Source organism: Paracoccus broussonetiae (assembly GCF_031854425.1).
Lineage (GTDB): Bacteria > Pseudomonadota > Alphaproteobacteria > Rhodobacterales > Rhodobacteraceae > Paracoccus > Paracoccus broussonetiae.
In genome coordinates this window covers 163,283-186,350 of the sequence record NZ_JAVRQI010000012.1, presented here as the reverse complement: position 1 = coordinate 186,350, position 23,068 = coordinate 163,283, and the positions used below count along the sequence as shown (strand labels likewise).

The 23,068-nt window shown below is 62.9% G+C and carries 17 protein-coding genes and 1 tRNA gene; 7 read left to right on the top strand and 11 right to left on the bottom strand.

Going from position 1 to position 23,068, the window contains the following annotated elements; translation table 11 throughout:
* Positions 1-274 precede the first annotated feature (274 nt).
* From RM190_RS16280 to RM190_RS16230, 11 genes are all read right to left on the bottom strand, one after another.
* Entirely contained in the window at positions 275-1,249 is a 975-nt protein-coding gene (locus RM190_RS16280) for a hypothetical protein (RefSeq protein ID WP_311760515.1), read from the bottom strand.
* Positions 1,250-1,443: 194 nt separating this feature from the next.
* A complete protein-coding gene (locus tag RM190_RS16275) occupies positions 1,444-3,165 on the bottom strand; it encodes an ATP-dependent helicase (RefSeq protein WP_311760514.1) in 1,722 nt (573 codons plus the stop codon).
* Positions 3,162-4,901, bottom strand: a complete 1,740-nt coding sequence (locus tag RM190_RS16270) for an ATP-dependent nuclease (RefSeq protein ID WP_311760513.1) — start codon at positions 4,899-4,901, stop codon at positions 3,162-3,164. Before RM190_RS16270 ends, RM190_RS16275 begins: the two co-directional genes overlap by 4 nt.
* 535 nt (positions 4,902-5,436) lie before the next feature.
* Positions 5,437-6,126, bottom strand: a complete 690-nt coding sequence (locus tag RM190_RS16265) for a hypothetical protein (protein WP_311760512.1) — start codon at positions 6,124-6,126, stop codon at positions 5,437-5,439.
* A gap of 457 nt (positions 6,127-6,583) precedes the next feature.
* Positions 6,584-6,673 (bottom strand) — tRNA-Ser (locus RM190_RS16260).
* Between the two features lie 61 nt (positions 6,674-6,734).
* Positions 6,735-8,033, bottom strand: a complete 1,299-nt coding sequence (gene preA / locus RM190_RS16255; protein WP_311760511.1) for an NAD-dependent dihydropyrimidine dehydrogenase subunit PreA — start codon at positions 8,031-8,033, stop codon at positions 6,735-6,737.
* A 19-nt stretch (positions 8,034-8,052) separates the two neighbouring features.
* Positions 8,053-9,282: a glycosyltransferase gene (locus tag RM190_RS16250; RefSeq protein WP_311760510.1), complete on the bottom strand. Its 1,230-nt coding sequence runs from the start codon at positions 9,280-9,282 to the stop codon at positions 8,053-8,055.
* Positions 9,275-10,615 (bottom strand): NAD(P)-dependent oxidoreductase, encoded by a 1,341-nt coding sequence (locus RM190_RS16245; RefSeq protein ID WP_311760509.1) that lies wholly within the window; start codon positions 10,613-10,615, stop codon positions 9,275-9,277. Before RM190_RS16245 ends, RM190_RS16250 begins: the two co-directional genes overlap by 8 nt.
* 106 nt (positions 10,616-10,721) lie before the next feature.
* Complete coding sequence (locus RM190_RS16240; RefSeq protein WP_311760508.1) at positions 10,722-12,047, bottom strand: ATP-binding protein; 1,326 nt, start codon at positions 12,045-12,047, stop codon at positions 10,722-10,724.
* On the bottom strand, positions 12,044-12,706 hold the full coding sequence (locus tag RM190_RS16235) for a response regulator transcription factor (RefSeq protein WP_311760507.1): 663 nt from the start codon (positions 12,704-12,706) through the stop codon (positions 12,044-12,046). Before RM190_RS16235 ends, RM190_RS16240 begins: the two co-directional genes overlap by 4 nt.
* Positions 12,703-13,134 carry a PepSY domain-containing protein gene (locus RM190_RS16230; RefSeq protein WP_311760506.1) on the bottom strand — a complete coding sequence of 144 codons (432 nt, stop codon included), beginning with the start codon at positions 13,132-13,134 and terminating at the stop codon, positions 12,703-12,705. Before RM190_RS16230 ends, RM190_RS16235 begins: the two co-directional genes overlap by 4 nt.
* 133 nt (positions 13,135-13,267) lie before the next feature.
* On the opposite strand from RM190_RS16230, the gene RM190_RS16225 reads away from it, so the two are divergent.
* The 7 genes from RM190_RS16225 to RM190_RS16195 all read left to right on the top strand — a co-directional run bounded on the left by RM190_RS16225 (position 13,268) and on the right by RM190_RS16195 (position 23,067).
* Positions 13,268-14,161, top strand: coding sequence for a hypothetical protein (locus RM190_RS16225; RefSeq protein ID WP_311760505.1), 894 nt, complete (start codon positions 13,268-13,270; stop codon positions 14,159-14,161).
* A 203-nt stretch (positions 14,162-14,364) separates the two neighbouring features.
* Positions 14,365-15,942, top strand: a complete 1,578-nt coding sequence (locus RM190_RS16220) for a glucan biosynthesis protein (RefSeq protein WP_311760504.1) — start codon at positions 14,365-14,367, stop codon at positions 15,940-15,942.
* A 4-nt stretch (positions 15,943-15,946) separates the two neighbouring features.
* Positions 15,947-18,118, top strand: coding sequence for a glucans biosynthesis glucosyltransferase MdoH (mdoH, locus tag RM190_RS16215; RefSeq protein WP_311760503.1), 2,172 nt, complete (start codon positions 15,947-15,949; stop codon positions 18,116-18,118).
* Positions 18,115-19,245: an OpgC domain-containing protein gene (locus tag RM190_RS16210; RefSeq protein WP_311760502.1), complete on the top strand. Its 1,131-nt coding sequence runs from the start codon at positions 18,115-18,117 to the stop codon at positions 19,243-19,245. Before mdoH ends, RM190_RS16210 begins: the two co-directional genes overlap by 4 nt.
* A gap of 76 nt (positions 19,246-19,321) precedes the next feature.
* Positions 19,322-20,992 carry a formate--tetrahydrofolate ligase gene (locus RM190_RS16205; protein ID WP_390908535.1) on the top strand — a complete coding sequence of 557 codons (1,671 nt, stop codon included), beginning with the start codon at positions 19,322-19,324 and terminating at the stop codon, positions 20,990-20,992.
* Positions 20,993-20,995: 3 nt separating this feature from the next.
* The gene (locus RM190_RS16200) at positions 20,996-21,601 is read left to right on the top strand and encodes a nicotinate-nucleotide adenylyltransferase (protein WP_311760500.1); all 606 of its coding nucleotides are present in this window, start codon (positions 20,996-20,998) and stop codon (positions 21,599-21,601) included.
* The gene (locus tag RM190_RS16195) at positions 21,598-23,067 is read left to right on the top strand and encodes a D-alanyl-D-alanine carboxypeptidase/D-alanyl-D-alanine-endopeptidase (protein ID WP_311760499.1); all 1,470 of its coding nucleotides are present in this window, start codon (positions 21,598-21,600) and stop codon (positions 23,065-23,067) included. The genes RM190_RS16200 and RM190_RS16195 overlap by 4 nt, the downstream gene beginning before the upstream one ends.
* Position 23,068: the final 1 nt, after the last annotated feature.

Here is a 23,068-nt window from a genome sequence, read left to right as displayed (position 1 = left end):
AAACCCAAAGCGCCCAAGGGCGCCCCCTGAGCATCGCTGCCGCGGCCTACGCCGGATGGTTACCGTCGGCCGCAGCATGGCGCAACTCTTCGCTGGCGCAGCGGAAGGCGCGGCCCAAAGCGGACGGTCGGGGGGACCTCATGCTGCAGGACCGCATTCCCCGAAGCAGCCCTTCGACTGGCGTCGCAGCGAAATTTGGGCGACTAGGACATCAGTGGCATGGGTGAGAAGCCGCCGTCCGTGAATCAGGTGTGACGAAGCACTCGAAACGATCCTACCCGACAGGCAGGCGATCCGCGCGAACGCGCCAGCTGGGGCCGCTAGCGATCTTGAGCCCGTCTTGCTGGAATCCTTCGGTCTTCAGCTGTTCCGCGAACTCGAGCATAGTTCTCTGCGCACCTGCCCAGTTCGCATCGACAAAGAATGGCGCCAACAACGGGTGGACCCTGATGGTGATATCGAAGAACGGGACTTCGAACTTAAGGCCAGCTTGATCTTGTACCCCAGCCTCGCGCCCAAAGTTATCCCAGAGCGATTTAGAGGGACCATAGTAAAAGCGCCATGCATCGCCGATCTCAGGGATCTCGATCGGCCTCTTCGGGTCGGACGGCGGATCAATCCAGTGGAAATGAAGCGCATCGTTGGCGAAGAACGCAAATGAACCCACATGCAATGTACATCGCTTGCCGTTAACGGATATCAGGCGCATAGCCTGTGCCTTGGCTTTAGCACAATCCGCGGAGGACGGTTTGCTTGCACGTCCCTTCGTCTCAAAAGAAAGCCAGTCGCCGGAGCCGATTTGCTGGCCAAGGAGATCGGGGCGCGATTGGCCGAGAACTGAGGTGGGTATCGTCGATTTGAAGATGTCCAAATGCAGGAGCCAAGGTGTCGAAAGCAAGCGGCTGGAGAATACCTTGCAGAAGGTCATCCCGAGAAAATAGCTGATCGCTCCTTTCTCGGTCGGATCGAGGGATTTGTAGCCACTCGTTCTTCGCAGTCGCGTCGCGGTGGGACCGTATTGCTCAAGAGCCATTCGGACAACGGATAGGCGGAACATCGCCTCGTGGAAGGAAGCGGCTCCATGGGCGAAAACATGGTGCACCGACGGGCGACCGATAGTCAGCGCGGCCCAGAGGATTTCGTCCCATGTCACGGTCAGCTCACTGCTGCCGTTCGCGAGTACACCCGGCGGGAACGCCTCATTCGTGTAGGGAAGGCGAAGCAGGTGCGTCCTTGGCCTGATGCTCATCAGGACGGCGCCAATGCCAACAGGTAGACATCAAATGCCTTGGCGAACTCGCTCGCTACTGCGCGACGTCGGAGGCACTCTTTGCTGTAGAAAGTGGGGCGGTCCATCAACCGTCTCTCCGTAGTATCAATGAAGTTTGTCCGTCAGCAGACGTATGGTCCGCAACTCCTCCGGGCTGATTTTTCACCCCAAGGCTACGTCCCGCCAGCCTTCGCAAAACCGAGTGCATCAAGCTTGGGCGCGAACTCTTTTAGGTAGTTGGCAGGGACACCCAAGACAAACAGATCGCGCGCTCTGGTGAGCGCGACATAGCCGATCTTGCCGACCTCTGTCGCTGTGCCTCCCAGCAGTTCATCGAGATGCGAACGGTTGCAGATATACAGAACGCCCCTGATGCTCTCCCCTTTCACCTTGTGAACGGTGGAGACGCGGAACCTTGGCACATTCTCGATCCCCAAATCTGCGGGTCGCATAAGCGGCTGGTTGAGGATATTCCGCTTCGCCAGCTTTGCTTTCCAGGTGTCGCCAGCCTTCAAACCATGCTCCGCCGAAAGCGCGGCAAGCAAGATTTCAGCCCGCGCCAGAAGTGCGGGCTGCCAAGCAGTGTCCGCCACAAGAGACGCAGAAGGCAACCCGTTGGCCGGGTCCTTTACGAACGTCCACAACACCCTCCGCAGCGCCTGAGAACTTTGCTCATCTGTGCCGTGGCGTGCAACTTCAGAGAGCAAAGCCCCATGACCGTCATCCAGCAAGCCGACGACGCCAGCGCAGCAATGCTTGAATGCCTCATCGAAACGCCCGAACTTGTCTCGCTGGATCGCAGCGTCCACGAAATGTCGCAAGACGCCCCGTCCTTGTTCTTCTTCGCCGCCTGCCCAATCGTCAGCCCATTCCGCTGACCGGCAGAGCACGACCGCATCGTTGACCGCTATGCCCGCCTGACCTAGCAGCGCGGCGAATGATTTAAGAGCATTGTCTTTTTCGTCTTTCTTGTAAGCGAAATAATACGCGCCCGACAACGTGGCGGGCGCAGTGCGCGCAGCCATATCGTTGCGCCCTGATAGTTGGTTTGCGATCGTGACGATGCTTGGGACCGATCGATAGTTGGTCGAGAGCATCCGACCGTCGACATCATCACGCTTCGCATACTGGTCAAGAAACTCCCCAGTCGCGCCAGAGAACTCGTAGATGCCTTGGTTGACATCCCCGATAAGCGAGACCTGCACACCGGCGCCCCGCAAAGCCAAAAGGATAAACTGGTGGAACGTGCCGATGTCTTGGGCCTCATCGACAAGAATGTGCGGAAAACGGCGCGCCAGCGCGCGGAGAATTAGCGGTTGGGTCCTGAGAACTCTCAGCGCCCAGAAGCTTCCGAGAGCGTGCGAGTAGGCGCCGACCTTCGCCAGCTTCCTGATCGCATCGGCGGCTGCCTTTTGATCAATGACGGTCCTCGCCCGTCCTACTTCAAACTGAAGCCCCACTCCCTTCACCAATTCCAGTCGAAGCGCAGTTGTGGGGTGCGGCCTATTTCCGTCCCAGACCGTGAAGTTCGCGAGAAAAGGCTCACTGCCATGCACAAGGAACGGCGTCCTGGCGCATCCCATTACAAGATGACCGTGGGGGCGGACAATAGTTGAGGTGATGAATGCGTCGACCGTGGCTATCTCGACGCCACCTATACGGCCGCTGCCGGGCTCTGCCAGCAAGGCATTGTAGTCCCTGTTGAACGTATCGACGGCCACGTTGGAAAAGGACAAAAGCGCGATGTGGCCGTGCCTATCGTCGAGGCGCTCGCGTATCGCAGCGAGCCTCTGAACCGCCGTCGCAGTCTTGCCGCTCCCCGCACAGGCACTGACCGCCATGGGTTTGAGCGGCGCCTCGACGATCTCCCGCTGCTGCGGCGAAAGTTCGATCATGCCTTGCACGCATGCATTACGGCATCTCTAATGTAGTTCGGAATTTCAATTTCCAGGTTGTTATCTTCAATCTGCGCCGCGAGAGCCTGAGCGAATGCGCCCTTTTGAACATTTGTCTTACCCTTTGGCCGCTCGAACATACCCGTGAACAGCGCTTCCGCCTTCTCCTGATCGTCCGCCTTTGATGCGACCTCAGTTTCAAGATCGGCGCCGATTTGAGGGTGTAGCTCCTTGAGAGCTGCCAGCATAGCCATTCTGTTGTTTTCGTGAAAAGCGTAGTCGTACTCAAAGGTCTTTTGGCCGTGGTAGACTTTGACGAATGTGTCTTCCCGCTTCTTCATTGACACCGTGTTGCTTGAGATCGTGATGTTTTCGGTTGCGGATGGGTAGTGAGGCTGACTTCTGCCTTCGGCATCGACAATAAATGGATCTGCGTCCGTGATGACGGCTACTGGTATCTTGATTGCCGTTTCCCCGAACAATGGCATAAAGGAGTCGAAGTTCAATCCTTCGACGCTGATCAGGCTGACACCGTGGTCGCGAAGATCATAGCTCATTCTCTTCGCCAGCAAGCCGATCATCATCAGCTCGGCGGCACCTTCGACGAAGATGACGCGGCGTGCGAAGAAGAGCTCAGCGCGGGTTACATCAAGGTATCGCTTTAACTTCTCCTTCTTGCCCTTTCCAAAACTAACCGACCTGGGATGGAATACCTCGACACCTGTTTCCGTCTCAATCAGGCATTCGACAGCGTTCAAATCTGCAATGCTCGCAAAATTCGGCGAGTGACTTGTGACGAAGACCTGGACCGGCCGTTCGCCCGCCGCAACTTTGATGTCGGACAGGTAGCGCAAAAGCACGGCCTGTAGTTGCGGATGCAGATGTGCTTCAGGCTCTTCGACAATCAGGCTGCGATAAGCCGAATCTGCGTTCTTCGCGAGTTCGCTTAAAACTACGGCCATGAAGATCAGGTTGTTATAGCCAAGGCCGTTACGTTCAATCTCGAAGCTGTCGACAAGTAGCGATAGGCGCGAAGCGAGCTTCGTGAAATCAGAACCGCTAAGCTCTACTGCCAGCATCTGAGCCAGTTGATCGCCCAGCATGCTCTTGTGGCGCCCGGTGATGGCTTCTTGCGTCTCAATAATCGCTTTGAGCGCCTTAATATCCTTGTCGAGATCTGCAAGCTTCTTGGCGATCTCCTCTTTTCCCGCGTCATCTGATAGAAGATGTAGCAAACGGGATAACTGGCTTGTACGGCTCGGGCGAAGTCCAAGCTCTGCATCGCGCAGTGGCTGCAGATAAACGCTGCGCAGGTTGTCCAGCATGGTTGACGTCATCGCAATGTCGTGATGGTCTCCACAGACTTTTCTCGACCTCAGCCGCCCGGATTTATCCGCATCGCCATAAGTCACTCTGAGAAGGACCTCCGCATTTCCCGCGCCATCAGTCCTTAGCCCATGCAGGAAGTCGGCTTCATCGTCGAGCGACAGGTCCTTGAAGATATAGTCGAATATTATATCACCTGTTGCCGTACCCCCATTGGGAAGGTGGACGTCGTCGATGCTGAAGCGCGGATATGGATCATCTGTTCCGGCAAGTAGCGCTCTTAAAGCGTCAACGACGGCCGTCTTTCCGATATTGTTCGGGCCGACGATGACGTTGAGGCCAGGTACGAAGTCTATCGTTGCAGATTTTATGCGGCGAAAATTGCTAATCGTAAGTGATGCCAGATACATGATGTCCCTTATGCGGCCGCGACGTTTACAGCTGCTGTTGACTCAACTTGACCTAAGGGTACGTGTTTGCAAGGACTTTTCGGCGACCGGATGGCAAGACCAACTCGACAACTCGCGACCTTGGTTGAGGTCATTGCAGGCTGAAGCACCTGCGTCGGTCGGCTCTCCATTTCTCACGCCTGGTGCATAACTCTTCTAGCTGCGGTCGGCACAAATGGCTGCTTTTTCAAGTTCACTGTAGGTGCCGTGTCGCGCTGCTGTCAGACAGCTTTCCGCCCAGCGGATCACTTTGGCGGCGATGTAGCATTTTTCTCTGCCGCACCTGCAAACGGCAGCTTCGTCCGCATTATTACCCTTGCGGCGGGGCTTCCCTGCTATGCTGGTCGAACGGCCATTTCGGGGAACGTCGCCGCGCAGCATGGGATGCTTGCGAGCGGCGCCTATGCGCCGAACTCACCCGTAAGACCGCCTCGCGGAGTGTCAGTGGAAAGTCTGCTGCGCTAGCTTTTGACGGATCTTAGCCTCTATCTGCCTGTCAGTGGGTGACCAGCCCCTTGCTCCCTCCACCGCATTTCGGACAACGACGCTGAAAGATGTCTGAACCGTTTGCGCCGTATACGGCAGCACATTGGCGGCAGCGCAGAACGTAGACCTTTTGGTTGTGATCATTGCCCGGCAGGTCCCTGCGCTGGATGACTTCCTGCCCATTTCGGTTGAGATAGCCAGTCCGGGTTGTCTCGCGAGCGCTGCGTGGGACCATGGCAGGCCCCAGCTTCCTCGGACTCGACTTGGGAGGCTCGGATGTCTCCACGTCAAGGATCCAGCGTTCGACCCTGGCGGTCGTGTCGATCGGTCCGGACTCAAAGGGCCGCAAAGCACGCTGAAGGCTGCCATCCAGATCCGCCTCTTGCAGCCAGCGGGCAACCGAATAGGCGTCGTGCTGGTCCGGGTTGCGCCCCGCGACCGGGTAGGCAGTGCTCCAGAGCCTCGGATAGACTTCAGCAATCACCGAGGTGCCGAGGAGCGGTGACCAGCCGTCGAGGGGCCAAAAATATAGCTCGGGTCTGGCGGCACGGATGCGACGAAGCCAAGGGATCCCGGCATGAGTGGATTTGGCCACCGATCCTTGGACGTCGAAGTGGAACACCGACTTCGCGGAGCCGGCGGCCTCCTCGGTCAGGCGCCTCCAGCGCCGCTCGCCTTGCCTATCTGTGCCTGCTCCCATGGCACCGTGGCGGATGAAGTCGACACAGGTGTTGGGCGCGTCGCCGCCTTGTTACAGAGAAGGCCGCTAAGTTCGGCGATGAGCATGGTGAACCAAGCCGCGACGACCATGTCGTATTCAGCGTCTGAGTGAGGCTAGGGCGGGCGCATCCAGCTGTCACCGGCAAAGTTGATCCGACGCCAAAGCTTGGCGAATGTTCGATTTCGGTGCCTTCCAGTCGGCTTGGGACAGAGATCGAACTCGACGAAGTGTTGAAAAATTCTCTATCTAAAACAGAGCGATAAGATCACTTCACCGAAACTGGCTTAGGCAACAGCTTTGGAGAAATTGGCGAGCGGAGAACGAATTTCGCGCCTAACGGATCATCGTCCGTGAAGCGGCGCACAGCCATAACCCTCGAAAACAACGAGAAAATAGGAGTGCCGCCTTGCGGGGAGATTGGTTTTGTCAAGCCAAGTGGCGGAGGAGGTGGGATTCGAACCCACGGTGGAGTTGCCCCCACGTCGGTTTTCAAGACCGGTGCATTAAACCGCTCTGCCACTCCTCCGACCGCATGGGACTAGCGCGAAGCCGTACGGGGAACAAGGGGTGCCGAAGGCCAGGGCGACTTATTCTGCCGCCTGCGCCATCGGATTGTTCTGATGCGTCGTCCAGTTGGCATAGGGCCGGACGGTGCGGCCGGTGCGAGGGTCCATCTCGCCCACGGCAAGCTCACGCATGGTGATGCAATTCTCGACAGGGCAGATATCGACGCAAAGGTTGCAGGCCACGCATTCATCGTCCTTGACGGTGAAGACGCGGCCCGGGCCCATGGCGATGGCCTGGTGCGACGTGTCCTCGCAGGCGGCATAGCATCGCCCACATCCGATGCAGGCCTGCTGATCGATCACCGCCTTGGTGGTGTAGTTCAGGTTCAGATACTGCCAGTCGGTGACGTTCGGGACCGCACGTCCGATCAGGTCCGACATCGAGATCTGCTTGTCCTCCAGGTACTCCTTCAGGCCGGAGATCATTTCCTGAACCACCTTGAAGCCATAGGTCATAGCGGCAGTGCAGACCTGCACGGTTCCGGCCCCCAACGCCATGAACTCGGCCGCGTCGCGCCAGGTCGTGATGCCCCCGATGCCTGAAATCGGCAGACCGCGGGTCGCCTGGTTGCGCGCAATCTCGGCCACCATGTTCAGCGCGATCGGCTTGACCGCGGGGCCGCAATAGCCGCCGTGGCTGCCTTTGCCGTCGATGGTCGGCTGCGGCGCGAAAAGGTCGAGGTCGACCGAGGTGATCGAGTTCACCGTATTGATCAGGCTGACCGCATCGGCTCCGCCGCGCATCGCGGCCTCGGCTGGCTTACGGATATCGCTGATGTTCGGGGTCAGTTTGACAATGCAGGGCATGCGGGAATGCTGCTTCACCCAACGTGTCACCATCTCGATATATTCCGGCACCTGGCCCACAGCGGAACCCATGCCGCGTTCGGCCATGCCATGGGGACAGCCGAAGTTCAGTTCGACCCCGTCGGCACCGGTATCCTCGACCTGCTTCAGGATTGCCTTCCAGCTTTCCTCGTCACAGGGCACCATCAGGCTGATGACCAGCGCGCGGTCGGGATAGTCGCGCTTGACGGACTTGATCTCGCGCAGGTTCACCTCGAGCGGGCGATCGGTAATCAGTTCGATATTGTTGATGCCAAGGACGCGTCGGTCGGCACCATAGACAACGCCATAACGCGGGCCGTTCACGTTCACGACGGGCGGCCCCTCGGATCCCAGGGTCTTCCACACGACGCCGCCCCAACCGGCCTGAAAGGCCCGGCGGACGTTGATTTCCTTGTCGGTGGGCGGGGCAGAGGCAAGCCAGAACGGATTGGGCGACTTGATCCCCACGAATTCGGTGCTGAGACTGGACATGTGACCCTCTCTGGCTACGTCAGCGACGTGGCTGGTTCAGTTGGCTACGAATGATTTCACTGCGGCGGCGGAAGACATTGGCCTGGGTAAGATGTCTGGCCGACGCGCCTGCCCGCCGGATCAAGTCGGAAAGGCGCGCGCGGTCGGTGGCCAGTGCGGCGACGGCTTCGACCAGTCCCGCCACGTCGCCGCGGCGCACCAGCATGCCCGCGCCCTTTTCCTCTACCAGTCCAGCGGAATAGGGATCGCGATAGCCGATGATCGGCGTGGCGGAGAGCAGGCTTTCGATCAGGTTGCGTGGGGATTCGTCGGTCAGGTGGCAGAACAGAAGCAGATCTGCCTTGCGATAGGCCTCGCGAACCTTGTCGGGGTCGCTGACGAACCCCTCGAACGTCAGGTCGGTCCCGGTCAGTCCGGCGCGGGCGGCGGCGACGCGCATCTCGTTCAGCATCTCTCCGTCGCCAAGCCAGCGGGCGCGGAATGAAATGCCGCGTTCCTTCAGCGCGGCGATGGTGCGGATCCAGTCAAGCGGCCCCTTCATCGCGGCGGCGCGACCGCAGTAAAGAATGTTCAGGACCCCATCGGCGACTTCGGCGGCCTTGCGCTCGATGAAGTCCGCGGGGGCATGGTCACTTTCGGTATAGTGGATATCCTCGACCTGGTGGGGGTTGCGGGCGATGCCCTTGAAATGATCGAAGACCGTCGCGCCATGCAGCAGCGTCAGGTCGGCAGCGCGCGCGGCCCGATTTTCGTGATAGGTAAAAACTGCCGCGCGCAGATTGCCCTTGGTGCGGGCCGCCAGTGAAGCCCCGGCCTCGGTCCGGGCGACCTGGGATTCGACACGGTCGAACCAGATGGCGTGAGACAGCCCGTTTCGTCGCGCGACCGATGCCGCGATTTCACCCGGATCGCCGATCCAGCCGCCATAGGCGAAGGTCCGGTAGCGCGCCTTTCCCATCAAGACACGCATCGACTCGGACAGTTCGCGCCGCTGGCGCATCAAGGTCTTGAACCGATAGGTGTTGGGCAGGGGCACCGTCTCGACCTCGGGGCCGATGCCCTCGGCCTCGACATCCTGCCAGCCTGGCGGCGCGGGGCCGTCATGGCAGATTGAAAAGGCCGTGACGTGCGAAAAGTTGTCACGCCATGCCTTGAGCCCAAGGATTGTCTGCCGCTCGGCCAGGAGCCGCCCGCCCGGATCGCGAAACAGCGGGGCGCTGAAGCCGAGCAGCAGGGAATCGTCAGGCACGGCCATTCAACGCCTCGTGGATATCCTCGGCTGCATCGCGACCCTCGGCAACGGCGGTCACGGTCAGATCATCCCCACCCGCGGCACAATCGCCCCCGGCCCAGACACCGGCCAAGGAACTGCGGCCACGCCCGGTGACGGCAATCTTGCCGCCCGACATGGCCAGGTCCGCCGGCGCGCCATCCAGCTTTTGGCCGATGGCGCGAAGCAGCTGATCGGCGGGCAGGCGGAATCGCTGACCGGTATCCTCAAGCCCGTTCGGGCCTTCGCTTGTATACATGAACTCGACTTCACTGACCGTGCCATTGCCATGCACCTTCACGGGCGCGGCGTTGCAGATGATGCGGACGCCGCACTGGGTGGCATGGTCCTGTTCGTGCCGGCTGGCTGACATGCGCGACTGGTCGCGGCGATAGACGATGGTGACGTTCTGCGCCCCCAGAAGCCGGGCCTGCACGGCCGCGTCGATCGCGGTCATGCCGCCCCCGATCACGACCACATCCCGCCCGATGGGCAGGCTCGACAGATCGCCGGACTGGCGCAGATCGCGGATGAAATCGACGGCATGGCCGACGTTGCCACGCTCTTCACCCTCGGCTCCCAGCGCGTTCACGCCTTGCAGGCCCAGCCCAAGGAACACCGCATCGAACCCTTCGCGCAGTGCGTCGAGTGTGATGTCGCGACCCAGCGCCTTGCCGCTTTCCAAAGTGATGCCACCGATGCCCATCAGCCATTCTACCTCGCGCGCGGCGAAGCCGTCGACGGCCTTGTAGCTGGCGATCCCATATTCGTTCAGGCCGCCCGGCTTCGGCCGTGCATCGAACAGCGTAACGTCATTGCCCTTGGCCGCAAGGCGGTGCGCGGCGGAAAGCCCGGCGGGACCGGCCCCCACGACTGCGATCCTTTTGCCGGTCGCAGGGCCTCGACGGAAAGGATGCTCATCCTGTGCCATCAGATGGTCCGTGGCAAAGCGCTGGAGCGCGCCAATCTCGACCGGCTTGCCCTCGGCCTCCATCCGCACGCAGGAACCTTCGCACAGGTTCTCGGTCGGGCAGACGCGGGCGCAGATGCCGCCCAGGATGTTCTGGTGAAAGATGGTCCGGGCCGCCGCGTCGGGCGTTCCGGTTGCGATCTGCCGAATGAACAGCGGAATGTCGATCGAGGTCGGACAGGCCGTGACACAAGGGGCATCATGGCAGAAATAGCACCTGTCCGCCGCGATCCGCGCCTCGTTCCCGACAAGCGGGGGCGCGACATCCGCGAAATTCTCGGCATAGGAAGATGCTGGCAAACGTCCCGACACCACGCCGGGCGTGAGCTGGCTGTTGGTCATCCGCGTGACCTCCCTGCTTGCTTGTTCTTTTGTTGGAATCAGGCTGGCACAGGTCCGTTTTTTTATCAAATGGTAAAAAACCGGGAACCGGAGGACTGCGAATATTTCAGGCAGGCAAAGCCAGGATCGCCGCGAGTCCCCCCAGGTCAGATCGCTGCAGCCGCAATTGCCCGCCATGCAGTGCCGCCAGATCGGCGACGATTGCCAGCCCCAGCCCCGTTCCGGGTGGACCGCTTTCGTCCAGCCGGCCACCCCGCGCAATCGCAAGGGCGTGATCCTCGGCCGACATGCCGGGGCCATCATCCTCGATCCGCACCAGCAGACGATCGGTGCCATCGGGACGGCCCGAGATATGGATTTGGGCATTCGCCCATTTCACCGCGTTCTCGATCAGGTTGCCCATCATCTCCTCAAGATCCTGCCGCTCTCCGGCAAAGGCCAGCGCGGGGGGCAGGTCCAGATCGATTTGCAGACCGGAGTCGCGGATCGGGCCGCGCAGGACCATCAGGATATCCTCGGCCACCGGTGTCACGGGGGTGCGCTGCCCCAGAACGCGTGATGCGCCGGAACTGCGGGCACGGCGCAGGTGCCAACCGATCTGGCGGTCCATGCGTGCGACCAGCGCGTGGCCGGGGTGGTCGGCGGGCAGGGTGTTGTCCAGCGCCGCAAGCGGCGTCTTCAGCGAATGGGCAAGGTTCCCGACATGCTCGCGCGTCCGCGACAGGACGCGGCGGTTCTGCTCCAGCAGGCCGTTGATCTCAGACGCGACCGGGCGCAGTTCCGATACCGGGGGCAGGGGCAGGTGATCGGCCTTGCCCGAACGGATCGCGCGCAGGTCGCGCCCCAGCTTATCCAGGCTGCGCAGCCCCGCCGCGACCTGCAGCACGCTGGCCAGCGCCAAAGCCAGCCCCAGCACGGACAAGGATACGGCAAGCGGCCTGCGCAGGCGCGACACGCTTTCGTCGATTTCCGCGCGCGGGGCCGATACGACCACCGCCATCACCGAGTTGCTGTCGGGCAGGGTAAAGGTATGACGCAGCACGCGCAGCGGCTGGCCCCCCGGACCGGTTCCGGCCCCGCCGATGAAATCCGCCTCGGGCGGGGTCATGACGTTGTCGAAAAGCGAGGCCGATTTCGCGGCGACGCGGCCATCCTGCTGGATCTGCCAGAACCAGCCGGAAAGGGGGATGCCAAAGCGCGGGTCGGTGGGTGCAGGCCCCGCGACCAGACGACCCGCGTCGTCCACGGTAGCCCCGGCGATCAGCGCATCGGCCACCGCTTCGGATTCCGCGTCGAAACGGTCGGTGATGAAGCTGTCCAGAATGGCGGCAATGGTCAGGTATCCGGCGACCAGCGCCGCACCGATCAGCAGCGCGGACAGGCCGATCAGCCGCGCCCGGATCGAATCTCGAAAGAACCGGGGGCGTTTCAATCCGGGGCCCGCAGGACATAGCCTTCGCCGCGCCGCGTCTCGATCAGGCCTTCACCGATCTTCTTGCGCAAGCGGCCGATGACGACCTCGATCGACTTGAAGTCGCGGTCGGCGGCGGCGTCATACAGGTGATCAGAAAGTTCGGTCCGGCTGACGATGCGGTTCTGGTGGTGGATAAGATAGGAGAGGATCCGCGTTTCGAACCCGGTCAGCCGCAGCGCCATCCCATTGCGCGTAATGACGCCAAGCTGACTGTCCAGCTTCAGCGGTCCCGCCTTGATGACGGCCTGCGCATGTCCCGCTGCGCGGCGCACCAGTGTCTGGGCGCGGATGACCACCTCGTCAAGCCGGAAGGGCTTTACCGCATAGTCATCGGCCCCGGCGCGAAAACCCGCGACCTTGTCGGTCCAGTCGCCCCGTGCGGTCAGGATCAGCACCGGCATCGAGACGCCCGCCTCGCGCCAGCGGGTCAGCACCTCGATCCCGGGAAGACCCGGCAGGCCAAGGTCAAGGATCGCAAGGTCATAGCTTTCCGTCGCACCCAGGTATTCGCCGCGTTCCCCGTCCGCCGCCGTGTCGCAGGCAAAGCCACCATCACCCAGCGCCTGGGCCAGCTGGGTCGCAAGGACAGGGTCGTCCTCGACGATCAGGCATCTCATTCATCGTCTCCATTCTTGCGGCGGGCCTCGGCAAGGCCCGCGCCGCGAACCTCCAGAAAGTCGCCGGTGCGCGCGTCCAGACGGATCAGCAGCACGTCGCGCCGGGGGGTCAGCAGCCGCAATTCGTGGACCAGTTCAACCCCGCGCTCCTCCTCCTCGGGATAGGGGGGGCGCAGCCGGGCGGCGATCAGGCGACCGCGGAAGCGGTCGGTCGCACGACGCACGGCATCCTGCAAGGGGATGATGCGAAAGCCGGGTTGCTCCAGCAAGTCGAACTCGCGTTCGGTATCGTCGTCGTAATCGCGGGAATAGCCGCGATCATCCGGATCCGCATGTAGTTCGGCAAGCGGAACAAGCAGCGCCAGACCGGTCGCGGCAAGGATCAGCGCAGGGCGCATCAGGGCGGGTATCGGAGCAAGCCGGAACATGCGAAGACCATATTGCGAGAAATCCAAACGAAAGCCAAACGGGACATTGGAACTCGGTTGGTGACAGGCCGGCTAGATGTGATTCGCATGGGGCGCATCCGCCCCGATGGACAACAAGAACCAGGATGAAAACATGAGCAGATATTTCACCTCATCGGTCGCCGCGGCGGCCCTGATGTCGCTGCTGGCCGGGCCGGTCCTTGCCCAGGCCGCACCGCAGCAGCCCGAGGCTGCCGAGGCCGGTGTGCAGGCGCAGGTGGTGCTGCCCGAGGCGCTGCGCGATGCGGGGCTGACCGATCTGACCAGCAAGTCGTCGCGCCACGGCTCGCGCGTGTCCGGCAAGCTGCCGGACGGCACCGAGATCGGGATCATGCTGGACGAGCAGGGTGGCCTTCGCGGCATCCGCAGCCGCGATGACGCGCCGCTGCCGTCCGCGCTGGTCGAGCGACTGGTGCCGCAGGCCGTGCGCGGTCAGCAGATCTTCGGCGAACTGGGGCAGATCGAGGCGATCTTCCTTGGCGACCGCGGCGTCATGCTGGCAGGGCAGGACGCAAAGTCGAAATCGGTGCGCGCCGCCTTTGCCGAGGACGGCACCCTGATGCGCTTTGGCCGTGGTGACGACGAAGGTCACGGGCCGGGCATGGGTCCGGACGGTGATCGCCATCACCGCCGTCATGACGGCGACCGCGACGGTCGGGGCCGCGACGACGATCGTGGTCACTGGCGCCGCGACGGTGGCCGCGACCACGGCGACCATGACCGCGGCGACCGGGACCACAAGGGCCCGCGCCATGAAGGCCGCATGGGCCCCGGTGACGGCCCGGACGGCGTGAACCCGCCGGCAGGCGGCGATCCGCTGACCCCGGATGCCATCCGCTCCACCCTGACCGAGGCGGGCTACACCGAACTGGGCCAGATTCTCCAGCAGGGGCGGGTCACGGTGGCCCAGGCCACGAACCCCGAAGGCGAGCCGGTGCTGGTCGAAATCGCGCCGAATGGCCGCGTCGTTCGAGAGTTGAATCGCTAAGCGATACCAAAGACGGTCGAAACTTGTCGGCTGGAATGGGCGCGGTGAATTGCCGCGCCTTTTCTATTTGGAAAAATTCGATCAAGATTTGGCAAGGGCTCGCCACAGGTCTCGAAAAGGCTTGCCTGATTGTTGTCACAATGCCAAATCCGCACCGAATTTCCGGACCCTGAGGGGGATGGACCTAAAGTTGGGACAAGTGAATGTATCGTCGTGAGTTCGTCATCTCTGCCGGAGCCGCCATGACGGCCGCCTCGGCGCTCGGCTCGGGCCTTGGCGCGGCCTTCGCACAAGAGGCTCCGGCGACTCCCGCAGCGCCCGAGGCGCCGGTCCCCGAAAAGCCCAAGCCCTTTGGCTTCGAAGATGTGGCGGCCATGGCGCGCGATCTTGCGGCCAATCCCTATGCCTATCGCGATGCGGACCTGGTGGGCAGCTTCGGTAACCTGACCTATGACCAGTATCGTGGCATCCGTTTCCGTCGCGATCGGGACCCCTGGCTGGGCAGCCGCGATTTTGCGCTGGACCTTCTGCCGCCCGGCGCGATCTTCCACGAGCCGGTCGATATCAGCCTGGTGGACGAGGAAGGGATCGTCATCCCGGTCAAGTTCGATCCCCATATGTTCGAATTCGATCAGACGCTTTTTCCCGACGGCGTCGACTACGAAACCATCGGAAACATGGGGTTTTCCGGTTTCCGCCTGCGCGCGCCCCTGAACCGCCCCGACGTGATGGACGAATTCGCGGTATTCCAGGGTGCAAGCTATTTCCGTGCCGTGGCGCGCGGGACGCTTTACGGCATTTCGGCCCGCGGGCTGGCGATCGGCACCGGCACCGCCGAGGGAGAGGAGTTTCCCCTGTTCCGCGGTTTCTGGATCCACAAGCCGAGCGGTCAGGAACGCTCGGTCCTGATCCACGCGCTGCTGGACAGCCGTTCGGTCGCGGGTGCCTATGAATTCCGCGTCACGCCGGGCGCCGAGACGGTCTTTGATACCCGCGTCGCGTTGTTCCCGCGGCAGGACATGACCAATGCCGGCATCGCGCCCCTGACCTCGATGTATTGGTTCGGTCCGACGGATCGCACGCGCGTCGACGACTATCGGCCGGCGGTCCATGACAGCGACGGGCTGCAAATGCTGACGGGGGGCGAGCAGCGCCTGTGGCGGGTTCTGTCGGGGCACAATACGCTGCAGGTCTCGGCCTTCGTGGACCAGGACCCGCTGGGCTTTGGTCTGGCCCAGCGGGCGCGCAACTTCGACGCCTATCAGGATGCCGAGGCGCGTTACGAAAAGCGGCCCTCGGCCTGGATCGCGCCGCAGGATGGCTGGGGCAAAGGTACCGTCTCGCTGGTCGAGATCCCGGTGCAGAACGAATTCAACGACAATATCGTCACCTTCTGGCAGCCTGCCGACGCGCTGAAGGCGAATGAGCGTTACGACTTCAACTATATGCTCAGCTTCTCGCCCGAGCCGCCAGACAGCGCCCCGATCGCGCGCGTGCTGGAGACGATGTCGGGGCAATCGGTAAACAACGCGACGGCCCGCACCTATGTCATCGACTTCGACCTGGATTTGTTCGGGGCCGACGATCCGGTTCCGCAGGTCCGCGCTTCAAGCGGCAGCATCGGGCACAGCTACCTGCTGCGCCTGCCCGAGCAGGGACGAATGCGGCTGGCCTTTGAATATATTCCCGACGGAACGAAACCCGCCGACCTTTCGGCGGTTCTGAATGGACCGGACGGCCCGTTAAGCGAAACGTGGATCGCACGCTGGACGCGCGAGTGACATTGTGAACGAGACCGAACCGCTGATGCCGCTGCAATCGCCTGCCGACGGCGGCGTTGACCTGCCCCTGTCCGAAGAGGCGGAGTGGGCGGCGCTTGACCTGGAACTGACGGGCGGCCCCGCGACCCCGCCCGAAGCCCATCTGGAGATGCCAGATCAGGATTTCCGCGGCAGGCCCCCGCACGGTCCCGACAGCGGCTGGCCCAGCCTGCGCACCATGCTTGCGCGACTGGTGGCGTTTGGCGGAGCGGCCGCGATCGCCTGGGCCGGCCTGCGAGAGATGCGCGCCGTCTTCGGCGACAACCCGACCTTTCTGCAGACGGTCCTGCTGATCCTGTTTGGCCTGACCTTCACCTGGGTCGGGTTTTCGTTCGCGTCGATGATCGCGGGCTTCCTCGCGCCGCGCCTGTCGACACCCGAGGGCGAGAACGAGGCGCGACTGGCCGTGGCGATGCCCGTCTATCACGAGGATGCCGCGGCGACCGCGGGTCTGCTCGCAGCGTTGGCGCGCGACTTGTATCGCGTGGGGCTGGGCCACCGGACTGAAATTTTTGTGTTGTCCGACAGCCGCCAACCCAGCGCCGTTTTCGAGGAAATGATTGCAATCAGCAGATTACGAGACATATCTCCGGTTCCGATCTGGTATCGGCGGCGACGCAGCAACAAGGGGCGCAAGGCTGGCAACATCGCCGATTTCGTCACTCGCTGGGGCGGTCGTTATGACCAGATGGTGGTGCTGGACGCCGACAGCGTCGTCGGCGCGACCACGATCAAGGCATTGTCCGCGCGCATGAATGCCGACCCCGCGGTCGGCCTGATCCAGACCATGCCGATGCTGGTCGGAGGCCAGACGATCTTTGCACGCCTGACCCAGTTCGCAGGTCGCATCTATGGCCCCGCCATCGCGCGCGGCGTCGCCGCCTGGTCCGGCAATAACGGCAATTTCTGGGGCCATAACGCGATCATCCGGGTGAAGGCCTTTGCGGAATGCTGCGGGTTGCCGGAACTGCCCGGCAAGCCGCCCTTCGGGGGCACGATTCTCAGCCATGACTTCGTCGAGGCAGCGCTGATGCGCCGCGCGGGCTGGAAGGTGCGGCTGGACCACGACCTGCGCGAAAGCTTCGAGGGCAGCCCGCCCACGCTGCTGGACATGGCCGTTCGGGAACGCCGTTGGGCGCAAGGCAATCTGCAACATTCGCGCCTGATCTTCTCGCGCGGGTTCACCTGGGTCAGCCGCGCGCATTTCGTCATCGGAATCATGGGCTTCCTGATGTCGCCGATCTGGCTGGCGATGCTTCTGGTGGGACTGGCGCTGTCGGCAAATGTGCTGCTGTCGCGCCCGGATTACTTCCCGCAGACCTACCAGCTTTTCCCTGACTGGCCGACCTTCGACCCGGTACGGATGCTGTGGCTGTTCATTGCCGCGATGTGCTTCCTGCTGATTCCGAAGTTCATTGGCATCTTCCGCGCCTGGCTGCGGCCGCTCGCGCGGAATTCGGGGGGCAGCGCAAGGCTGCTGGCCTCGGCCCTGTTCGAGATCACGCTCTCGGCCCTGATCGCGCCGGTTCAGATGCTGATCCAGACTCGCCAGATCATCGACATCCTGCGCGGGCGGGATTCCGGGTGGGAGGCGCAGGTCCGCGCCGGGCAGATGCCCCAATGGTCGGTGGTGCTGCGCCGCCATTCGCTGCACATGACGCTGGGGATCGGCACTTTGATCGTGCTGGCGATCCTTTCCCCTGGCCAGTTGATCTGGTTGTCGCCGATTCTGGCGGGACTGATTCTGTCGCCCATGACCTCGCGCTGGTCCGCCAGCCCGGTCTTTGGCCGCTGGGCGCGCCGCCACGGCCTTCTGGTCACGCCCGAAGAGCGCGATCCGCCAGAGATCCTGACCGCCGCCAACGCCCTGGATTACCGCATCGCCGGCACACTGCCGCGAGACGGCCTGGCCGCCGTAGGCCGCGATCCGGCCATGCAGGCCCGCGTCGCCTCGCTTCTGCGGGCAGGGGCGCCCTCCGGCCCGGCGGCGGGCCGGCTGGACGCCATCTCGGCCGAAGCAAAGCTTGCCCATGCCGGCACCCAGGCCGAGGCCCTGAGTTTCCTGACCGAGGCCGAAAAGCTTGCCATGCTTGAGAACCGGACCCTGGTCGACATCTTCGCGAAGTTGCCGAAATGAAACGGATCGTCACGCTGGATATGCTGCGCGGCTATGCGCTGGTCTGCATCATGCTGGATCACATGCCGCTCAGCATCATGCGAAACCTGACCCTTGCCAATTTCACCGTCTTTGACGCGGCAGAGCTGTTCGTGCTGCTGTCGGGCTTTCTGGTCGGCATGGTCTGGATCAAGGTCGAGGCGCGGCAGGGGCGCCGGGCCGCGCAATGGCGTTTCCTGAAACGTGCCTATGAGGTCTGGCTCGCACTGATCATCGGGGCGGTCCTGCTGGCGCTGCTGTCGCGGCTGTTGTTCGAATTGAAGCTGAACCACACCGCCGTCTGGTTCCAGTATGCCCGATGGATCATCGAGAACCCGGCTGGATACATCGCGACGGTCGCGCTGATGTGGATGCAGCCGAACCTGCTGGACGTGCTGGCGCTTTATGTCCTGCTGATCCTGACGGCCCCCGTCACCGTGCCTTTCCTGCTGCGCATGCCGTTCACCGCGATGGCGGTTTCGGTCGGAATCTGGTGGCTTTCCGGGCCTTTGAACACTTTGATCCCGAACCAGCGAGAACAGCAGGGCCTGCTGTTCAATCCCTTCGGTTGGCAGCTTCTCTTCTTCATCGGGGTCGCGCTTGGCGCGTTCCGCAGCCAGATCATGCCGGTGCTGCGGCAAAGGTCGGGGGTCCTGACGGGGGTTTCCGTCTCGATCCTGCTTTTCGGGTTGGCGATCATCGTTTGCTGGCGGATCGGCGAGCCCGCAAAACCCGCCGCGGACATGCTGAAGCTGGTCTATGGCTCGATCGACAAGTGGTCGCTGGACGGCTTGCGGTTGATCTCGATCCTTGCCGCAAGCTGGCTAGTGACGGTGCCTTTGGCGCCAGCCTTCGAATGGATGGCCAATACCGAGTTGGGACGCGCCCTGTCCGAGATCGGGCGCGGCGGGCTTTGGTCCTTTGTCACCTGCGTTCTTCTGTCGATCTGGGGCGACGCGCTTGACATGACCGTCCCCGAGGGCGGAATGGGCTTCCTGCTGCGGCTGGGCATCGATGCGTGGGTCATTATTGCCCTTTGGGTGTCCTCGGCGCTGTGGTTGAGACGGGACCAATGGATGGGGCGCTTTCGCGCACTCTTGACCCGTTAACGCCAAGCAAGGAAACGTCGACCACGCGCTGCCGTCCGCAAGGCAGCGGCGCGCCAGGTTGACCATGAGGGACAGCATGAAATCGGACATCGAAATCGCCCGCGAAGCCCGCAAGCGCCCGATCGGAGAGATCGCGGCCAAGCTTGGGCTGGGCCCGCATGACTTCCTGCCCTATGGCCATGACAAGGCCAAGATCACGCATGAATTCATCGGAAGGTTGAACGGCCATCGCCATGGCAGGCTTGTCCTTGTCACCGCGATCAACCCGACCCCCGCGGGCGAGGGCAAGACAACAACTACCGTCGGACTTGGCGATGCGCTGAACCGGATCGGACGGCGGGCGACGATCTGCATCCGCGAAGCCAGCCTTGGTCCGAATTTCGGCATGAAAGGCGGTGCCGCAGGGGGCGGCATGGCCCAGATCGTCCCCATGGAAGAAATGAACCTGCATTTCACGGGGGACTTCCATGCCGTCACCAGCGCGCACAACCTGCTCGCCGCATTGATCGACAACCATATCCACTGGGGCAACGCCCTGCGCATCGATCCGCGGCGCGTAACCTGGCGGCGGGTCATCGACATGAACGACCGCGCGCTGCGCCAGACGACTGTCGCGCTTGGCGGCCCGTCGAACGGACATCCGCGCGAAAGCGGCTTTGACATCACCGTGGCGTCCGAGGTGATGGCGATCCTGTGCCTTGCCTCGGACCTGGCGGACCTGCAGGCGCGGTTGGGGCGGATCATCGTTGCCGAGACCTTCGACCGCCAGCCCGTGACCGCGCGCGAATTGCAGGCCGACGGGGCGATGACGGCGTTGTTGCGCGACGCACTGCAACCCAACCTTGTCCAGACCCTTGAGAACAACCCAGCGCTGGTTCACGGCGGGCCATTTGCCAATATCGCGCATGGCTGCAATTCGGTGGTGGCGACGCGCACGGCGCTTGCGACCTCGGATTACGTCGTGACCGAGGCTGGTTTCGGCGCGGATCTGGGGGCGCAGAAGTTTCTGGACATCAAGTGCCGCCTTGCAGGGCTTTCCCCCGCCGCCGTGGTGCTGGTCGCGACTGTCCGCGCGCTGAAGATGAATGGCGGCGTCGCGCGCGCCGATCTGGGGACCGAAAACGTGCCCGCGCTGGAAGCAGGCTGCGCCAACCTGGGCCGCCATATCGAGAACCTGCGCGGCTATGGCCTGCCCGTCGTCGTTGCGATCAACCACTTCACCTCGGACACCGAAACCGAGATCGCGGCCGTCCGTGACTATTGCGCGGGGCATGGGGTGCAGGCGGTCCTGTGTCGCCACTGGGCGGAAGGCGGCAAGGGCGCCGAAGAGCTGGCCCGTGCCGTCGCGCGACTGGCCGAGGGCGACGAGGCGCGCTTCGAGAAGCTTTACCCTGACGAAATGTCGCTGTGGCAGAAGATCGAGACGATCTGCAAGCGCATCTACCGCGCCGATCACGTCGAGGCACCTCCCGCGATCCACGAGAAGCTGGCCGAATGGCAGGCTGCGGGCCATGGCTCTCTGCCGGTCTGCATGGCGAAGACGCAATATTCCTTTTCGGCCGACCCCTCTGCGCTTGGCGCGCCCAGCGGTTTCACCATCCCGCTGCGCGAGGTACGCCTGTCCGCCGGGGCCGGATTCGTCGTCGCGATCTGCGGCGACATCATGACCATGCCCGGCCTTCCGCGTGTTCCTGCGGCCGTGCGGATCGGGCTGGACGAACGCGGCCGGATCGACGGACTGTTCTGAACGGTGCGTGTGGGGCTGCCTTACGCGCGCGCAGGAATGCGGATCGGACTGCTTGGAGGCTCGTTCGACCCCGCGCATGAAGGGCATGTCAACATCACCGAGGAGGCGCTGCGACGGTTTGGTCTGGACCGGGTCTGGTGGCTGGTCAGCCCCGGCAACCCGCTTAAGCCGCACGGTCCTGCGCCGCTGGATCAGCGGATTGCGCGGGCCCGTCAGGTTCTGCGCGATCCCCGTGTCAGCGTCACCGATATCGAGACCCGGCTTGGCACCCGCATGACCGCGGATACGATCGCCGCCTTGCAGGGGCTATATCCCGGGGTGCGGTTCGTCTGGCTGATGGGGGCCGACAATCTGGTCCAATTCGACAAATGGGACCGCTGGACCGAGATCGCGTCTCGCGTGCCGATCGGTATCATCGCACGTCCGGGGTGGCGGATGCCCGCGAGATTTTCCCGCACCGCTCGCATTTTATGGCGAAATCGTGTACCGGAAATGCATGCAGGCGGGTTGGCCGATCGTTCCCCGCCGGCTTGGGCCATGATAAACGTGCCGTTGAACAAGCAGTCCTCGACTGCAATCCGGGCGAATGATGCCGGAGGGAACGGATGAATTTGACAAGAAGGGGCCTGCTGGCCGGTCTGGGGGCCACGGTCGTCGTGTATCCGGTGCTGGCGCGCGCGCAGGCCCAGATCGGGGCGGTTGCACCGGTGGCGACGCTGCCGGAGGTGCTGTTCGATGTCGAGGCCGCGGTGGCCAAGGCGAAGCTGGGCGGAGAGGTTTCCTTCGCGGTGATGGATGCCGCAACGGGGGCTGTCCTGGCTGAGCGCCATGCCGATGCGATGATGGCCCCGGCCAGCACGCTGAAGGTGGTGACAAGTCTTTACGCGTTGCAAAAGCTGGGGCCGGACCATCGCTTCGTCACCCGAGTTTTGCGCAGCGGCGACGACCTGATCCTTGCCGGGGGCGCGGATCCGCTGCTGGATACCGACGGGCTGGCCAGGCTTGCCGCCGATACGGCAAAGGCGTGGCAGGGAACCCCGCCCAAAAGGTTCCTTGTGTGGGGTGGCGCGCTGCCGCGCCGCGACCGCATCGCCGAAGAGCAGGACGATTACCTGCCCTATAATCCGGCAATTTCCGGAATGATCCTGAACTTCAACCGGGTCCATCTGGGCTGGAAAGCCGGGCAGTTCATGCTGGAGGCCCGGGGCGGCAGCCAGTCGCCGCGGTCCTATACCGTCGCCGTCGGGGCTGCGGACCGCGCCTCGCCGCTGTTCACATATGATGGCAGCGGCAAGAAGGAAAGCTGGACCATGGCGCGCAGCGCGATGGGGAAATCCGGCGCGCGCTGGTTGCCCGTCCGCCGCCCTGAACTTTATGCAGGTGACGTGTTCCAGACGCTTTGCCGCGCCAAGGGGTTGGTTCTGCCAACACCTGAGGTGCAGGAGGCCGCACCGAACGGGACCGAGGTCGCGACGCTGTCCAGCGCCCCGTTGTCCCAGATCATTCGCGGGATGTTGAAATATTCGACCAACCTGACCGCCGAGGCGATCGGGCTTTCGGCCAGCGGGGCGGCCAGCCCGCAGGCTTCGGCACAGCAGATGCAGGATTGGCTGCGCACCATTCTGCCCGAGGATCATTTCGAATTCCACGACCACTCGGGACTGTCCGCCCAGAACCGGCTGACCGCCGTCTCGCTGACGCGACTTCTGGTGAAGGAGGGTGACCGGGACGGCCTGCGGGACCTGTTGAAGCACATCCCCCTGCGCGACGAGAAGGGGCAGGCAAAGGACAGCGACATCACCGTCCTTGCCAAGACCGGGACGCTGAACTTCGTGTCGAACCTGTCGGGTTATGCCAAGGCCGCGGATGGGCGCGAGATCGCCTTCACCATCCTGACCGGCGATGAACCACGCCGGGCCGCAAACGAGGGGCGCGAACTGCCCGAAGGCGTCAGAAGCTGGACGCGCCGATCCAAGATCATGCAGCAGGCGATGATCGAGGGCTGGCTTGACGGCGGACCCGCGCAGATCGCAGGTCCGGCTGTCGCGGCAGGTCAGGCCAGCGTCGTTCGCTGAG

Excerpts from the sequence above, each read along its gene's own strand:
- RM190_RS16235 (WP_311760507.1), bottom strand. The coding sequence starts at position 12,706 with ATGAGATGCCTGATCGTCGAGGACGACCCTGTCCTTGCGACCCAGCTG.
- RM190_RS16210 (WP_311760502.1), top strand. The coding sequence starts at position 18,115 with ATGAAACGGATCGTCACGCTGGATATGCTGCGCGGCTATGCGCTGGTC.
- RM190_RS16280 (WP_311760515.1), bottom strand. The coding sequence starts at position 1,249 with ATGAGCATCAGGCCAAGGACGCACCTGCTTCGCCTTCCCTACACGAAT.
- RM190_RS16225 (WP_311760505.1), top strand. The coding sequence starts at position 13,268 with ATGAGCAGATATTTCACCTCATCGGTCGCCGCGGCGGCCCTGATGTCG.
- RM190_RS16230 (WP_311760506.1), bottom strand. The coding sequence starts at position 13,134 with ATGTTCCGGCTTGCTCCGATACCCGCCCTGATGCGCCCTGCGCTGATC.
- RM190_RS16205 (WP_390908535.1), top strand. The coding sequence starts at position 19,322 with ATGAAATCGGACATCGAAATCGCCCGCGAAGCCCGCAAGCGCCCGATC.
- RM190_RS16275 (WP_311760514.1), bottom strand. The coding sequence starts at position 3,165 with ATGATCGAACTTTCGCCGCAGCAGCGGGAGATCGTCGAGGCGCCGCTC.
- RM190_RS16195 (WP_311760499.1), top strand. The coding sequence starts at position 21,598 with ATGAATTTGACAAGAAGGGGCCTGCTGGCCGGTCTGGGGGCCACGGTC.
- RM190_RS16265 (WP_311760512.1), bottom strand. The coding sequence starts at position 6,126 with ATGGGAGCAGGCACAGATAGGCAAGGCGAGCGGCGCTGGAGGCGCCTG.
- RM190_RS16245 (WP_311760509.1), bottom strand. The coding sequence starts at position 10,615 with ATGACCAACAGCCAGCTCACGCCCGGCGTGGTGTCGGGACGTTTGCCA.
- RM190_RS16270 (WP_311760513.1), bottom strand. The coding sequence starts at position 4,901 with ATGTATCTGGCATCACTTACGATTAGCAATTTTCGCCGCATAAAATCT.
- preA (WP_311760511.1), bottom strand. The coding sequence starts at position 8,033 with ATGTCCAGTCTCAGCACCGAATTCGTGGGGATCAAGTCGCCCAATCCG.
- RM190_RS16220 (WP_311760504.1), top strand. The coding sequence starts at position 14,365 with ATGTATCGTCGTGAGTTCGTCATCTCTGCCGGAGCCGCCATGACGGCC.